The sequence below is a fragment of the Nonomuraea sp. NPDC048882 genome, from assembly GCF_040649755.1.
Taxonomy (GTDB): domain Bacteria; phylum Actinomycetota; class Actinomycetes; order Streptosporangiales; family Streptosporangiaceae; genus Nonomuraea; species Nonomuraea maheshkhaliensis.
Window position 1 is genome coordinate 208,495 of record NZ_JBEZGB010000015.1, and the last position, 15,624, is coordinate 224,118.

Here is a 15,624-nt window from a genome sequence, read left to right on the forward strand (position 1 = left end):
GGCGTCTATGCCGGTTGAGTTCTTGAGTGATGGTGAGGCGGCCGCGTACGGCCGCTTCTCGGGTGCTCCGTCGCAGGCGGAGCTGGAACGGTTCTTCTACCTGGACGACGCGGATCGGGCGCTGATCGCCGAACGGCGTGGGACACACGCCCGCCTCGGCTTCGCCCTCCAATTAACGACAGCCCGCTACGTCGGGCGCTTTCTGACCGACCCGCTGGACGTGCCCGACGAGGTGCTGGTGTACCTCGGCGAGCAACTCGGGATCGAGGATGTCTCGCAGATCGGCCAGTACACCGAGCGGCGCAGCACACCGTTCGAGCACCAGGACGCGATCCGCAAGGCATACGCGCTGAAGGAGTTCTCCCAGGCAGAGGCGGATTTCATCGTGTGGGCGAGCGCGAGGGCGTGGAACACCGGCGACGGCAAGAAGACGATCTTCTATGACGGGGTGACGTGGCTGCGCACCAACAAGGTGCTGCTCCCGGGTGTGACCACGCTGGCACGGCTGGTCGCCCGGGTGCGGGATGAGGCCACCGACCGTCTCTATGACACGCTGCGAGAGGTGCTGTCGCCACGGCAGCGGGTGATCCTGGAGATGCTGCTGGAGGTGCCCGAGGGCCGGCGTTCCTCGGACCTGGAGCGCTGGCGCAAGGGCCCGGCGGCGCCCTCGGGGAGGAATCTGGAGAAGGCGCTGGAGCTCGCTGCGGAAATCCTCGGTGTGGGGCTGGGGGCCATGCCGCTGCCGCCGGAGGTGCCGCACCGGCGGATGGTCGACTTGGCGCGGTACGGCATGCAGGCCACGGCGACCGCTTTGCGCCGCCATGGGCCCTCCCGTCAGCTCGCCACGTTGCTGGCCACGGTGATCTATCTGGAGGGCAAGGCGGTCGACGACTGTCTGGAGATGCTGGATTTGCTGGTCACCACCGAACTGGTCGGCAAGGCCGAGACCGCCACTGACAAGGAGCGGGTACGCCAGCATCCGAAATTGGCCAAGCACTCGGCCACGCTGGCCGCGGCGGTGGAGACCCTGCTGGAGGTCACCGAGTACGGCGAGGAACTCCGGTTGGATCAGGTATGGGAGGCGATCGACGCGATCGTGCCCCGGCGGGAGTTGCGGGAGGCGGTCGCGGCGGTGACCGAGATGGTGCCGCCGCCCGACGCCGATGCCGACGGGGAGATGCGGGCGCTGCTGGCCACGCGGATCGCCACCGTGTCGGGGTTCCTCAAGACGCTGACCACGGTGATCGAATTCGGCGCCAACGCTGAGGGCGCGCCGGCGCTCGCGGCGATGAAGCAGCTGCCCCGGCTGCTGGACGGCCGCAAGAAGAAGGTCACCGAGGCCGACATCGACCCCGAGTTGGTGACCGGGTCCTGGAAACGGCTGGTGTTCAAGAGCCTGCCGAATGGCAGCACCGTGGACAAGAACGCCTACACCATGTGCGTGCTCACCCAGTTTCATCGGCACCTCAAGCGCCGCGACATCCACGCCGAGGCCTCGGTGCGCTGGCGGGATCCACGCGGGCAATTGTTGGACGGTGCGAAGTGGGAGGCGGCCAAAGGTCCGGCGCTGGTCGACCTCCAGCTTCCCGAGGATCCCGGGCGGTTACTTGCCGAGCACGCGCTGGTGCTGCATCTGGCGCTCAACGATGTCGCGGGCCGGGCCGGGCAGGATGGCGTGGATGTGAGCGTGGATGCGGAAGGCCGGCTGCACGTGGCCAAGCTGGCCGCCCTTCCAGAGCCGCCGTCCCTGATTGACCTGCGCAAGCGGGTGCTCGCGATGCTACCGCGGGTGGACGTGCCGGAGCTCCTGCTGGAGGTGATGGGCCGGGTTCCGGAGTTCGAGGCCGCGTTCATCTCGGTGGCCGGCGGGGTGAGCAAGCTCGCCGACTTCCACGTCTCGGTCGCGGCCTGCCTGACGGCCCAAGCGCTGAACATCGGGTACGCGCCGGTGGTGAAGGCGGGCACGCCCGCGCTGGAACGCGGGCGGCTATCGCATGTGGTGCAGAACTACCTGTCGGCGGAGACCTACACCCTGGCCAACGGCCCGCTCATCGACGAGCAGGGCAAGATCGGTTTCGCCCAGGCACTCGGCGGCGGACTGGTCGCCGCGATCGACGGGATGCGGTTCGTGGTCCCAGTGCCCTCCATCTACACCCGCCCGAACAAGAAATTCTTCGGCCGCTCGCGCGGTGTCACGTGGCTCAACATGATCAACGACCGTGGGGTGGGGCTCGGGGCGAAGGTCGTCACGGGAACCGTGCGTGACTCGCTCCACATGATCGATGTGGCGTTCCGGAGGGATGGCGGACCGCGCCCTGAGGTTCTGGTGACCGACACCGGATCTTACAGCGACGTCGTGTTCGGCCTGGTCCACCTGCTGGGGATGCAGTACCGGCCCGCGCTGGCCGACATCCCCGATCAGAAGGGCTGGCGCATCCAGGACGCCGACTACGGCAGCCTGTCCCGGTTCGCGCGCGGGAAGATCGATCTGGAAAAGATCAAGCGGCATTGGAGTGACATCCTGCGCGTCGTGGTGTCGATCTACACCGGTGAGATCCGCGCCTACGACGTGATGCGCATGATTCAGCGGGACGGCAACCCGACCCCACTCGGGGAGGCGATCGCCCACTACGGGCGGATCTTCAAGACCCTCCATATCCTCACCTACGCCGTGGAGGAGCCCTACCGGCGCGACATCAAGGGCGTGCGTAACCTGCAAGAGTCCCGCCATGCGCTGGCGGGGAAGATCTTCCACGGCAGGAAAGGCGAGATCTACCAGCGCTACTACAAGGGCATGGAAGACCAGCTTGGCGCGCTCGGCCTGGTGCTCAACTGCGTCACGCTGTGTTATCTGGGGTGGGAGAAAGCCGTCTGCAACGCAGCGTAAGCGACCTTCCGGGATGTCTCGTCGTACCTTGCATACGAGCTATCCGGGGTCTCTACGCTACCGACCGTGACGACGGTGACGAGGGCGTTGGAGTGCAGGGCACAACGGGTCGTGCTGCCGGGCGGAGAGCGTACGTGGACGGTGCTCGGCCGTGACCACTTGCCGGTCCCACCTGTCGAGGAGTACCTGGAGTACCTGCGGGTTCAGCAGTGCTCGCCGAACACGGTGAAGTCCTACGCGCGGGCCCTGGCGTTGTGGTGGGAGTACCTGGAGCAGTACGGGCTGGCGTGGAAGACGGTGACGCTGGAGGACTTCGGCGGGTTCCTGAACTGGCTGCGAACAGGGAACGGCCCGCAGGTTACGTCGCTGAAACCGGGGGCGGCGAGGTTCGCCGAGTCGACGATCTCGGTGCGGCTACGGGCGGTGACGTCGTACTACGGCTACCACCAGCTCAACGGTGTCGAGGTCAGCGCGGACCTGCACCGGATCGTGCATGGGCGAAGCGGCGGTTACAAGCCGCTGCTGGAACACATCGCCCGCCGCAAGGGCCGCCGCCAGGCCGTGATCCGAGTCCGCCGGCCCCGGCCGGCCGCGCCGCCCACGCTGACGCCCCGGCAGATCGAGCGGATCTGCGAGGCGTGCGCGAGATGGGACGAGGAGGCCCGCGAGTGGCGAGGCTCGGTCCGTAACCGGCTGCTGTGGTCGCTGCTTGCTGAGTCCGGCCTGCGGCTGGGCGAAGCGCTGGGGTTGCAGCACCGCGACTGGTGCACCGGGCGCGGAGACACCCCGTTCATCGAGGTCGTGCCTCGCGACAACGAACACGAGGTGCGGGCCAAGAGCGGCTACCGGCGGCTCTACATCTCCGACCAGGTCGACCGACTCTATGGCGAGTACGTCTGGCAATTGTGCGAGGCCGGCGCCGACCTCGCGGTCGCGGACTTCGACGTCTCCTTCGTGTTCGTCAACCTCGGCCGCGAGCCTCGCTTCGCCCCATGGAAGCCCGACACCGTTTATGACCTGGTGGACCGACTCCGGCGAGAACTGGTCGGTCAGGTGCCCGAGGGGTGGACACCCCACTGGTTCCGCCACTCGCATGCGACGGCCCTGCTGCTGTCAGGGGTGCCGGTCCACGTGGTCAGCCGCCGACTTGGCCACGCCGACGTCCAGACGACCTTGAACACCTACGCGCACGTCACCGAGGACGCTGAGCTTCGAGCCGTCGCGGACTGGGCCAAGCTCACCGCAGGCTGGCGAGCCGCTCAGGACGCCGGACTGATCGGACCCTGCTGATGGGATCCAAGCAACTGCTGGAGAGCACGCGGGACGACTCCGGCAGCTACGCACCCGAGATCCTGGGATCTCTCTGGGCAGCGGTCCCTGCCCAGTTCCGCACCGTGGAGCTGGCCTCGGCCGACCTGACCGATGAGGACAGGGCGGTGTTCGGCCACAAAGCCGGAGTCGGCAGCTTTAATCTGCGCTTCAACCTGCTCGGCGAACCGATGGATCGCGAGCTGGCCTGGTGCTGCTGGCGGATCATCGAGTTGGGCGGCCGGGTCGCGGTCCCGCTCTGGCAGTCCCTGATCCGCTGGCTGGCCTGCACGATCGAAGACCATCCGGCACTCCGCGGCTCGTTGATGCTGCAGACGCCACGTGAGTGGGAGCGGGCGATCGCTGCCAGCTTCGCGCGCCGCAAAGGCGCATTGCCCGGCAGGAACTGGCTGCTCAACACCACCACCTTGCTGCGGCGCTGTTACCGGCTGCTCTGGACCGCCTACGATCAGCGGCCCTGGTGGCACCGGGAGCAATGGAACCTCGCGCTGGACCCGCGGATCCCACGCCGCCCGCACGAACCATCTGAAGGACAGAGCCTGAACTTCCACACATTGGAGCCGCAGTGGCTGCGCCTCGGGGTGCAGTGGTGGTTCAAGGTCTCGCTCGAGACCAACACGCTGACCTGGACGAGCCTAAGGGCGATCCGCTCGGGCATCGGCGTGTTCTCTACCTGGCTCACCGCGCGAGAGCCGACACCGCCATGGCTGAGCGACAACCCGGCCGAAGTGCGCGTGCTCATGCTGGAGTTCCTCGGCCACGTGCGAACCCTGACCGCGAGAACCGGCCCCAACCGCGGCAAGCCCTTGTCGAACCTGCGGGTCAACGACATCGCCACCAACGTCGAGCAGTTCTACATGTTCATGCACGACCAGCGCGAGAGCGCCGCCCTGGCCCTGGACGAGCCCGGGTGGGAACGGCTCGGTCCCCAGCACGCCAAGCTCTGGCGACGCGGCGAGACCCGCCGGACCACCGTGAGCCCCGAGCGCCGCGAGGTCATCGACGACACCGCCCTGTCCCAGATCATGGCAAACCTGCACCTCATCGGCGCCCCCATCGAGGAAGGCGGGTTCGGTGACGAGCAAGCCATGCGCATCGTCATGCTGGTGGCCCGGACCGGACGGCGCGTCAGCGAGATCCGGATGCTCGACCGCCAGCCCCTTCTGCCGCTGGACCGACTCTCCAGCCCCGGCGCGGATGATGACGACGGCTTTGTGGCCAAGCTCCGCTACCAGCAGACAAAGATCGACGGAGCACCCGACACCATGCTGGTCGATGCCGAGATCGCCGCCATCATCGCCGAGCAGCAACGCTGGGCCGATGAACACCTTGGCCCGAGATGGGTGCCGGGGGTTACGCCGACCTACCTGTTCCTCGCCGCCAAGATGAACCGCATGGCCGACCGACACTACCCCTACGAGCGGGTCAACGCTCTCCTCAACGAGTTCGCCCGGCGGCTGAATATCCGCGACAGCTCCGGCCGACTGGTCGATTTCAATCGCACCCACCGCTTTCGCCACACCAAGGCCACCAGCCTGCTCAACGCCGGCGTCCCGTTGCACGTCGTCCAGCGCTACATGGGTCACCTGACGCCCGCCATGACGATGGAGTACGCCGAGACCCTGGCCGAGACCCACGAACGCGAGTTCCTGCGCTACCGGAAGATCACAGCTGACGGCCGTGACCTGCAGGTCGACCCGCGCGATCTCTACGACATGCTGGAGCTGGACAAACGCACCGACAGGATCCTGCCCAACGGGTGGTGCCTGCTGCCGCCCCGGCAGGCCTGTGACAAGGGAAACGCCTGCCTGACCTGCGATAAGTTCACCACCGACGCCACCTTCCTGCCCGAGCTCGAACTGCAGCAGCAGCGCACCGGCCAGCTCATCGACGAACGTCGGCAGGCGTTCAAGTCCCGCACCGGGCAAGAGATGAGCCGCGACAACGTGTGGCTGGCCGGGCGCCTGCAAGAACACGACGCCCTCGGCCGGGTCATCCTCAAGATCGAACAGACCCGCAACGCTGACGGAACCCTCCAAGCTGTCCGCGGCGCCGGAGTCGACGCCCGCACCGACGCCATCACCCGCGACCAGGAAACGCGACCATGAGCCGGGGCAACCCCGACAACCTTCGTGCTGCCGCCGCGGCCAAGAGCGCCGCCGCCAAGACCCGCGCTGAACAAGGCCTCCGCGACATGATCCGCCGTGGTGACCCGATCACCTTCCGCGGCCTGGCCCACGCCGCAGGCGTCTCGCTCGACTTCCTCTACCGCAACCTCGAGATCCGACGCCGCGTCGAGCAACTGCGTGACCAGCAGCGAGGAACGCCTCCCACAACCCGATCTCAGCAAGTCGGCCCTGACCAGCCCAGTAGCGTGGTCCGCACGCTCACCGCCCAACTCGCCGACCTAAAACGTCGTCACCGCGACGAAGTCATCGCGCTCAAACAGGCTTTGGAGGCCGCGCACGGTGAGAACCTCGAACTACGCAGACGTCTGGGGCCGCGAGGAACAGGTTCCGCTCCCGACAGCTGACAACCTGAGCCGGCTGCTTCCATCTCCGTGACCAGACATCGGCGAGACGAGAGCCAACATCGACCGCGCAAAGTCACACATGGCCATCGCCGAACGCGTTGAGGTCCACCGGCGCCTGCGCGAGAGTCAGGCCGATCCGCCGTCGGGGAACGTCGACCAGACTGATCCCCACGGTGAGGATGTCGCCGACCTCCACCTCGTTGCCTGCGAGCTCCGTGTTCGGCACGAGACCCTCGAAGCCGTCGTCTCTGTCCTCCACGCGGACGAAGACCCCGATCGGCACGATCTTGGTGACCGGCCCGCTGACAAGCGATCCGATCTGCTGCTCAAGCTCAGTCAACGGATCATCCTGCAGCGCCTTCAGCGACAGCGCCACCCGCCCGCGTTCGATATCTACATCAAGAATCTCGGCGGTGACCTGCTGCCCAACGGAAACGACGTCAGCGGGGTAGTTGATGCGACGCCACGACAGCTCAGGAATATTGATCATCGCGGTGAATCCACCGATATCAACAAAGGTGACGCCGAAGTCAGCGATCTCGATCACCGTTCCTTCGATGCGCTGACCTCGGCGCAACGTGCGCAGGAAGTTCTTCTCCGGGTCGCTGAGGGCAGGCTCTGGCATGCCACTACATTCTCATGCGGACGCGACCGCAAGCGATCGACCTGCAAGGACAATACTTTTCAAGATCGCAGCCCCGGATACCCTGTGGAACACCTTCTACATGGACCGGGCTCTCGATCGGCTCAAAGCCGAGGGCTACCCCATGGTCGAAGAAGACGTCGCACGCCTGTCACCCTTCGTCCGCCAGCACATCAACGTGATCGGCACCTACTCCTTCGCCCAGCCCGACCTTGGTCCCGCTGGCGTCCGGCAGCTCCGCAACCCCGACGAGCCGGACTGGGAGGATGAGATTCTCTAGCCCCGGAGCCCCAAATAGGTACCGTCGTGGGCTGGAAAACGGTGGTCTCTCTCGAGATCGACTGGACTGATTAAGACCCGTTCAGGCGGCTGAACCACGTTCTGGTACGGCGTAGCAGATCGATACGGTGGTTTCGCTCGACGATGTTGTGGCCCTCGCGCGGGTAGACGACGAACTCGTGTTCGACGTCGAAACTGCGCAGGGCCCGGTGAAGGAACTCCGCCTGGCTGAGCGGGACGTTGGTGTCTTGTGCGCCATGAACGATCAGGACCGGGGTTCGGATCTTGGTGGCGTAGGAGATGGGACTCCGCTCGTCATGTGGGTGCGGGCCCACCCCCTCCCAGCCGATGCTGCCGCCATGCGCCGCCTCGAACGCGCCGAGTTCGCCGGTCGCGGCGAGCATGCCCCAGTCACTGATCCCCGCACCCACCAGCGCCACTTTGAAGCGGTCGGTCTGACCAACTGCCCAAGCGGCCATGTATCCGCCGTGACTGTAGCCGCCGATGCCCAACCTGTCCGGGTCAGCCACCCCCTGCTCGATCAGCAGGTCGATGCCGGTGAGCAGGTCATGCCACTCCTCCCTCCCGAGAGTGCCGTTCGTGGCGAAGGCGTGCCCGTGACCCTGGCCACCCCGGGGATTGGGCAGGAAGACGGCGTGACCCTCGGCGGCCAACCACTGCGCGGGCTCGTAGTGATGCAGGAGCAACTGGTCGGCCCAGCGTCCATAAGGCCCGCCGTGCACGATCGTGACCAAGGAGAACGGGCCGTCCTCGCGGGACTTGCCGGGTGGCAGGACGAGCAGGCCATCCAGGTCCAACCCGTCTTTCGCGCGATAGGAAAGGCGTTCTTGGGCGCCCCACTCGATGTCCCGCAGCTCGGGTGCGGTGTCGCTGCGCCGTACCAACGGACCTTGGACTGGACCCGCGAAGACCGATCGTGCCTCGTGCGCCTCGCTCCTGGCCACTGCCACCGTCGCGCCGTCCGCGCTGGCCGTCAGCCACCACGCCAACCCCCGCAGGGGCAGGACCTCGACGAGCCTTCGCGTGGCCGGGTCAAGGCGATGGATCGCGGAGTCCAGCCCGTTCGCGACCAGAGCCAACCCGCCAGAGGTCAGGTTGAGCGGGCAGACCGGTAGACCTTCGGTGAGATTACGGTGCTCTCCTTCCGCCAGCGCGACATCCAGCACAGCGTTCCCGCCGGCGATGCCGGGCGGTGTCGTCGCGATGTATGCAACATGCCACCCGTCCGCTGCCTCCCACCAGGTGAGCGAACCCGCCGACACGGCCGCCGCGCCCAGTTCCCGCACCTCGCCGGTTGCCGGGTTGAACAGGTGCAGGCGTGGCGTCAGCTCGCCGGGATCGGGGTCGGCCGACTCCTGCGTGAGTACGGCGAGCATCCCGCCCCCGGGCCGCTCGGCCACTTCGACCACATGCCGCCCCAGGAAGACCTCTGGGGTCTTGACCGCACCGCTCTGCAGATCGAGCAGCCGCAGCCGGCTATGGTTCCCGGCCTCGCTCCACACCCACGGATCTCTCTCGCTAGGGTCCGGAGAGAGCACGACCACGGTGTAGGAGTCGGCGAGCGGCAGGTAGGTGCCCACCTCGCCCTTCCACGACCTACGATCGCCCCCTTCAGCCCGCTCCCGATGCAGCTGCGCTTCCGTCCGGAAGTAGACATACTGCGAGTCAGCTGACCACTTGGGGTCGATCCCTTCCCCCAGCTTCCTCGATGGCGCGTTCCCGTCCACCCCCGCCACCCAGACCGTCTTGCCCGGCATCACGCCATATGCCACCCACCGCCCATCCGGCGAAATCACCGGAACAACGGGCATCTGCGCGTCAACCACCATCTCTTCGGTCAGCATCGCCCGATGTTCGCACATGTACTCGGCACCCGCTCGGTGATCATCGTTTTACGAACCACCCTCAGACGTCAGGTCCGCACCGGGGGCCGATATCGGCCGATTGCGCCCCCACATGCGGATCCAATCAAACCGCCGTCCGCCACCTGCGGAAACGGCCGGTCAATCCAATGGAATCCGGTCCAGACTTCCGCCTCCCCTTTCCGCCCCCTTAGAGTGGTCGCAGACACCCACCGGCTACCACAAGGCCGGCCTTCGGGAAGGGGACACGATGGCCCTGCTCAAGCAGACCGACTGGAACGGCACGGAGATCCCTTCCACCGGCAACCACTCCGCGGATGCCCGGCGTGGCTGACCGGGTCTACCTGCGGCACTCCACCGACAAGCAGACCGACGCCCGCCAAAGGCACGCCCTCACCGCCCTGCTGGCCGCAGGCGCCCCCGCCTACGAAGACCCCGCCACCTCCAGCCGCCAACTCTCCCTCGACCGCGCGGGCTTCACCACGCTGCTGCACGAGGCCGCCGTCGGCGACACCATCCGCATCGCCGACGCCGCCCGCCTGTTCCGCTCCGTCGCCGACATCCTCGCCCTTCGCCCCGTGCTCATCCGCCGCGGCCTCCACCTGCGCGTCGAATCCGGACTGTTGTCCGGCATCGACCTGGCCAGCGACGACCCCGGCACCAAAATGATGGTCTCCGTCCTGGCCGCCGTGCTGGAGTTCCAGCGCGACATGATCAGCGAGAACGCTCGCGAGGGCGTCGCCGCCGCCAAGGCCGCCGGCAAGACCCTCGGCCGCCCCGCCGCCCTCGACCAGGACAAGGCCGCCACCATCGTCGAGGAGTACCGCCAGGGTGCTGCCGTCAAGGCCCTGGCCCGACGTCACCAGGTCGCTCCCAAGACCATCCGCCGCATCCTGGACGCCGCCAGCGCCCGCAACCTGCCCGACCAGCTCGACGCGCCGCCGACCGACACCAGCGAGCAGCATCGCGTGCCCGCGCTGGGCCCGGACGCGACCCTCGATCTGCCTGGACTGCTCGCCGATCACCTGCGTACCACTGGTGATGAAACCGTCCGCCAGGCCCTCGCCTCCGGGCAGACCATCCGCCGCGGCCACGGCTATTCGGTCCGCATCACGGCCCCGCTCGCACTCCACCGCGCCGCGCTGAAGCAGAGCGCTGCCCTCGCCGATGCCGGCCCGGCCGAGCGCAAGGCGCACCGCGTGTTCGCCGCCCGTGTCACAGCCGTTCAGGCCACCCGACTGCATCCGTCATGACCTGCGAAAACCCTTCGGCGAGACGCATTTGAACGGAAAGTCACGGCAAGCCGCTCAACGCTGCTCTGCTAACGGGACTTTTCGTTCGGATGCTCGTCATGCCCCGAGGCGGACCGCGTGCTGGCCGGCCAGCCAGCCGCGGTGGTGGTGGACCTGTCACGGCTGGCCTTCTGCGACTTCGAAGGCATGGGCGCGCTGATCGGCGCGGAGCGGCGGGCGCGCGAGCTCGGCGGCCGGCTGGTGCTGACCGGGGCCCGCGGCCAGTGCGCGCGGCTGCTGCATCGTACCGGCCTGGACCGGATCTTCCGACTGCTTCCCGGCCCGGCGGCGACCGGCGAGGCAGGCCCGCCGGTCGCCGTGCCGAGAGGCTCTACGCAGCTGGTCACCTCACTGACCTGAGAGAACCCCGCAAACGCCGGATTCCGTTCCAAGTCTCTCTGACCCCCGCGTCATGGAGACCCGATCGCCCAGAGCTGGGTCGAGTACGGCGACAACGCCTCCAGCGAGTAACGGCGTCCCGTTCCCGAACGTGGCCCCAGCCCCAAGGTAGATCGTTGCCGCAGGTCAGGACCTTGGGTGGCAGGCCCGTTTCGGCGGCCGTCGCCCGTCCGAAGATGACCGGAATGGTGGCTTGGGAGCCCCCATCACGCTGACCTGCGGCCCAGCGATCGCGGGTACCGGACAGAGCGCATGTTCTATGCGATCACGGGCCAGATGGCGGCTGGGGCCGCGTTCGGGACCGGAGAGCCGTTAGAGCAGGTTGGCTGCGGCTCTCTCCACGGCGGGCCTGCCGAAGTGGCGGACGAGTGTCAGGTAATACAGGGCGGGAACGACCGGGGCCCAGGCGTCTTCATCGTTGATCTTCATGAGCTGTTTAAGCACGCTCTCGGGAGTGAATTCGACCAGTTCGTGGCTGTGGTGCTCGTACCGGTCCTTGGCGGCGCCTTGTGAGGTCTTCTCCAGCCATTCCTCGGCGGTGTACTTCAGCCGGCCGGAGAAGATGCAGCCCCAGTGGTGCAGACGTACGTCCAGGGTGATGCCGAGCAACTGGAGGTTGCAGTCGCCGTCGGCGATGCCCAGTTCTTCCTTGAGCCCTCGCTCCGCGACCTTGTAGAGATCGGGGGATTCAGTGCCGGTCGAGTCGAGGTTCCGGGAAAGGCCTTCGTTCGCCGAGGAGTTCCACACGTTCGGTTGTGTGCCGACCTGGCCGGATCGCTTCGAGAAGATGATCTGGTCGTCGGCCGTGATCGCAGCGACGTTGATGCCGAAGCTGCTGGAAATGAACGGCGGCACCGAGGACCAGTGCCTGCCCTCTAGGTACCTGGAGCGGAGCGTCTGCCCGTCCCGCATCGGCCGGTCCAGCTGCTGGGCGGCGAGGAAGGTGAAGTAGTTCGACCACTGGAGTCCGATGGAGACCCGTGAGTCCTCGGCGTCGGGTGTGCGGGACACCGAGATGTAATCCACGGCGTAGCTCGAGCCGTTCCACATCGGCTGACGCCCGGACGCTTCGACCTGGTTCTGTTCTTCGACGATGGCCTCGCGCCACTCACGGACTTCCTCGGGCACCTCGACCATCCGGTTGTCGATGACGAGCCGGACGTTCTGCTGCGCGATGGGATGGCCGCCATCGCCTTCGACGATCAGAAGGGTCGACTTCATCCGGCCGAGTCTGAACGGCTCGGTCTGGTAGGTCCTCGTCGGCTGCATGACCGCGGTGGGGCTTCCACGCTGGGCAGCGGTCCACAGAGCGTCCAGATGATCTAGCAGGGCCCTCTGTGCTCGCTCGCTGAGCCGGCCGGGGTCCCGCTCGACCAGGAACGCGCCGATGGCAAGTACATGTCGCAGGTTCGGCAGCTTAGTCGTGGTGAAGACGACGTGGGCAGCGGTGTGATTAGGGAGCTCTGTGCCATCGCTGATCGCGCGAGTGCTCGGCTTCCCGGCGCGTGCATGGAGTCGGTGCAGCTCGTCATTCAGGTCGCGTAGCGGTCCTTCTTCCAGGCTGGGCTTGGAGAGCGGGGCCATGCCTCGATCCTGAGCCTGTATGTGGATGTAAGCAAGCGTAAGAAGAATGATCGTTCTTAAGGGAATCCGAGGACGAACCAGGTCAATTTCGGCGGGGGTGTAAGTGGTCGTCAGCACCCTGATTGTCGTGGTCGACCCTTGCGGTATCGGCTGTGGTCGACAGCCCACCGCGAAGGAGGCGTCCGTGACGGGCACGTGGAAAGGCCACGCGGGGATGGTCGCGGCGATCTTGGGTGTTCCGGGCGCCGTTGCGCTGCTCGATCTGCGACTGGCCGTCGTCCTCTACACCGTGGAGCTGTCCGTGCTGATCCTGACCATGATGACCGCCCTCTTGGGGCCGTCGGCGCAGGGCGAGCGGGCGTTCCGGCTGCTGCGTTGGATGGCCAACCGGCCCGAACCTCTAGCCCCGCCAAACGACAGAGACCTACCACACCTTTGTGGGCGCGAAGACTGCGCCTCGCCCGCACCATCCGCAGTGCGCTCGCGGACGGTCGAAAGCCCCAGTCCGGCTCTCCGGTCCCGAACGCGGCCCCAGCCGCCATCTGGCCCGTGATCGCATAGAACATGCGCTCTGTCCGGTACCCGCGATCGCTGGGCCGCAGGTCAGCGTGATGGGGGCTCCCAAGCCACCATTCCGGTCATCTTCGGACGGGCGACGGCTGCCGAAACGGGCCTGCCACCCAAGGTCCTGACCTGCGGCAACGATCTACCTTGGGGCTGGGGCCACGTTCGGGAACGGGACGCCGTAACGAAGTGACGCTGCCGGCCGTCCGGAGCCGCGGACGCCGCCGAGATATCGCACTCAGGCAGCGCCGCGCTCGTTGAGCCCGTTATCCGTCCTGGTGAGGATCATCGGCAGGCCCGCCACGACGGCGATCGCGACGACTGGCGCCAGGACGTGCAGCGCCAGCCCTCCGAGACTGAACGCGTCGTCGACCCAGGGCAGGTGGGGCCAGCCACAAAGCATGAGCATCGCCGCGAGAAAGAACCGCTCGATCCGTATCAGCTTCGGCGAGCGGATCGGCTGACCGCGCGTGATCAGGTAGACGCGGGCGCCGAACACAGCCAGCACGAGCAGCGACACCGCCGGCCCGATCAGCCACCCGGTCACCCACTCGCGCGTCCAAGGGGCGGACCCATCTGGCCCCCCACTCGGGTCCGTGTCATCAGCCGCAAAGTAGCTCTGAGTAACTGTCATTACTTTGTGTGGTCGCGAGGTTGGTCATCTCAGTGTCGAATAACGGTCGTTACTCGACACTGAGACGATCAATCTCATAATCACAAAAAGTAGCGGCGATTACGCAGCGCGACTTTGCGGCTGGGTGACGCGGACTCGAGTGGGGCTTAGGACGCTGCCATCGCGTCGCCCTCCACCACGAACCCGAGTCCGGGGTCGCTGAACTCCACCAACCCAGCACCGCGCAGGATGATCCAACGCCGTGATCGAACCGAGACGTCAGTCGGACGACGCTCCGTTATCGCAGGTCACGCGCTACTTCGTTGGAAATTTCTTCATTGCTACCGGGACCCCGTCAGGTGACAGTCGTATCTCGCCCGGCGGTCCGGCGGTGTTCCGAAAGCCGATCCCCCACCGGAACACCCGCTGGCCGAGACAGCGCCCCAGGTCGGGGTGTCCCGTATAGGTGTTCCGCGAACTGTTCCGGTGAAGGCTCCCTATCCGGAACACTTCAGAGCGTGAACGGAGCACGTGTCGGCTACGCCCGCTGCAGCACCGACGAACAAGACGTCATCATCCAGACCGAGCAGCTTCTCGCACTCGGCGTCCCCGAGGACCGCATCTACATCGATCGCGGCTTCTCCGGCACCACCCGTCGCAACCGGAACGGCCTCGACCAGGCCCTCGCAGCCGTCTGGGACGGCACCGTGTTCACCGTCACAAAATTCGACCGCTTTGCCCGCAACATGGCCGAAGCCAACGACATCCTCACCGACCTGTCCGACCGCGGGGTGCTGTTCGGGTTGAGCGCCTCCGTCTACGACTGGAACGACCCGTTCGGGCGCCTGTTCCTGCAGACCCTCGCCATGGTCGCCGAGTTCGAAGCAAACATCGGGCACCAGCGCACCCGCGAGGGCATGGCGTTGGCCAAGAGAAGGGGCAAGCTCAAGGGCAAGCAGCCCAAGCTGCCCGAACCGGCACGGCGTTCCATCCGCCGCCGCTACGCCGAAGGCGAGGTCTCCCTGGCCGACCTGGCCGCTGAATACAGCGTCGGCCGGTCCACCATCCACCGCATCATCCACGGAGCTCCAGAAACCCCCAGTTAGATAGCGGATCTACGCCCACCTCGCTACACGCCGTAGCCATAGGAACTCCAGGCCTCCCTGGGCAGGATCATCCGAATGGGGCCTGTGACCCGCGCCCATGAGCGGTCGCATCCAAACGACCAGTGGCGATAGCCCGAGCCCCCACGGGCTCGCTAACGCCACTGGCCGATTGGTTGCTGCTCAAGGGCCGTATGCACGCAACGTATGACCGACCGGTACGTCCGAGCCGTGATCGCGACGTAGCGAACCTGAGACGCAACTCTAAGTTACATTGCCACCGTCTCAAGCTGGCTTCCATGCCTGCGAGCCACTCGAACCACGATTACGCAGAGCTACTTTGCCCCTGGTGACGGCGACCCGAGCGCCGGGCCCTCTTGAGCGCGTGGTACACCGAGCCCGACGTGGCGGTGGACCACTCGTGCGCGCCTCACGACTCCAGATCCGCGCGGACCTGGCGAACGGGCCGCACTGGCGCTCGCCGAGGAGGGCACCCGGCTCGCCGACGCGCACCA

The 15,624-nt window shown here is 66.6% G+C and carries 12 protein-coding genes and 1 pseudogene; 8 read left to right on the forward strand and 5 right to left on the reverse strand.

Annotation, left to right across the window (positions count from 1 at the left end):
• The first annotated feature begins 7 nt into the window (after positions 1-7).
• The 4 genes from AB0C27_RS42235 to AB0C27_RS42250 all read left to right on the forward strand — a co-directional run bounded on the left by AB0C27_RS42235 (position 8) and on the right by AB0C27_RS42250 (position 6,749).
• Complete coding sequence (locus AB0C27_RS42235) at positions 8-2,887, forward strand: Tn3 family transposase (RefSeq protein WP_357856975.1); 2,880 nt, start codon at positions 8-10, stop codon at positions 2,885-2,887.
• A gap of 66 nt (positions 2,888-2,953) precedes the next feature.
• Complete coding sequence (locus AB0C27_RS42240) at positions 2,954-4,177, forward strand: tyrosine-type recombinase/integrase (RefSeq protein ID WP_357856978.1); 1,224 nt, start codon at positions 2,954-2,956, stop codon at positions 4,175-4,177.
• Positions 4,177-6,324: a tyrosine-type recombinase/integrase gene (locus AB0C27_RS42245; RefSeq protein WP_357856981.1), complete on the forward strand. Its 2,148-nt coding sequence runs from the start codon at positions 4,177-4,179 to the stop codon at positions 6,322-6,324. The genes AB0C27_RS42240 and AB0C27_RS42245 overlap by 1 nt, the downstream gene beginning before the upstream one ends.
• Positions 6,321-6,749: a DUF6262 family protein gene (locus AB0C27_RS42250; protein ID WP_357856984.1), complete on the forward strand. Its 429-nt coding sequence runs from the start codon at positions 6,321-6,323 to the stop codon at positions 6,747-6,749. Before AB0C27_RS42245 ends, AB0C27_RS42250 begins: the two co-directional genes overlap by 4 nt.
• 73 nt (positions 6,750-6,822) lie before the next feature.
• Here AB0C27_RS42250 and AB0C27_RS42255 read toward each other — a convergent pair whose 3' ends face one another.
• Positions 6,823-7,374: a S1 RNA-binding domain-containing protein gene (locus tag AB0C27_RS42255; protein ID WP_357856987.1), complete on the reverse strand. Its 552-nt coding sequence runs from the start codon at positions 7,372-7,374 to the stop codon at positions 6,823-6,825.
• On the opposite strand from AB0C27_RS42255, the gene AB0C27_RS42260 reads away from it, so the two are divergent.
• Entirely contained in the window at positions 7,373-7,672 is a 300-nt protein-coding gene (locus tag AB0C27_RS42260; protein ID WP_357856990.1) for a Tn3 family transposase, read from the forward strand. The genes AB0C27_RS42255 and AB0C27_RS42260 overlap by 2 nt on opposite strands.
• 70 nt (positions 7,673-7,742) lie before the next feature.
• Here the strand turns inward: AB0C27_RS42260 and AB0C27_RS42265 are convergent, their stop codons facing one another.
• Positions 7,743-9,536, reverse strand: a complete 1,794-nt coding sequence (locus AB0C27_RS42265) for a prolyl oligopeptidase family serine peptidase (RefSeq protein ID WP_357856993.1) — start codon at positions 9,534-9,536, stop codon at positions 7,743-7,745.
• Positions 9,537-9,880: 344 nt separating this feature from the next.
• Here AB0C27_RS42265 and AB0C27_RS42270 point away from each other — a divergent pair, with 344 nt between their 5' ends.
• Both AB0C27_RS42270 and AB0C27_RS42275 read left to right on the forward strand, forming a co-directional pair.
• Positions 9,881-10,807 carry a recombinase family protein gene (locus AB0C27_RS42270; protein ID WP_357856996.1) on the forward strand — a complete coding sequence of 309 codons (927 nt, stop codon included), beginning with the start codon at positions 9,881-9,883 and terminating at the stop codon, positions 10,805-10,807.
• A gap of 117 nt (positions 10,808-10,924) precedes the next feature.
• Complete coding sequence (locus AB0C27_RS42275) at positions 10,925-11,206, forward strand: STAS domain-containing protein (protein WP_357856998.1); 282 nt, start codon at positions 10,925-10,927, stop codon at positions 11,204-11,206.
• A 351-nt stretch (positions 11,207-11,557) separates the two neighbouring features.
• Here AB0C27_RS42275 and AB0C27_RS42280 read toward each other — a convergent pair whose 3' ends face one another.
• Both AB0C27_RS42280 and AB0C27_RS42285 read right to left on the reverse strand, forming a co-directional pair.
• Positions 11,558-12,829, reverse strand: a complete 1,272-nt coding sequence (locus AB0C27_RS42280) for a hypothetical protein (protein WP_357857001.1) — start codon at positions 12,827-12,829, stop codon at positions 11,558-11,560.
• Positions 12,830-13,631: 802 nt separating this feature from the next.
• The gene (locus AB0C27_RS42285) at positions 13,632-13,940 is read right to left on the reverse strand and encodes a hypothetical protein (RefSeq protein ID WP_357857004.1); all 309 of its coding nucleotides are present in this window, start codon (positions 13,938-13,940) and stop codon (positions 13,632-13,634) included.
• A gap of 584 nt (positions 13,941-14,524) precedes the next feature.
• Here AB0C27_RS42285 and AB0C27_RS42290 point away from each other — a divergent pair.
• Positions 14,525-15,112, forward strand: a complete 588-nt coding sequence (locus AB0C27_RS42290; protein WP_103964819.1) for a recombinase family protein — start codon at positions 14,525-14,527, stop codon at positions 15,110-15,112.
• Positions 15,113-15,482: 370 nt separating this feature from the next.
• Here AB0C27_RS42290 and AB0C27_RS42295 read toward each other — a convergent pair.
• Positions 15,483-15,566 (reverse strand): annotated as a pseudogene (locus tag AB0C27_RS42295) (PadR family transcriptional regulator); the annotation flags it as partial.
• Positions 15,567-15,624 lie beyond the last annotated feature (58 nt).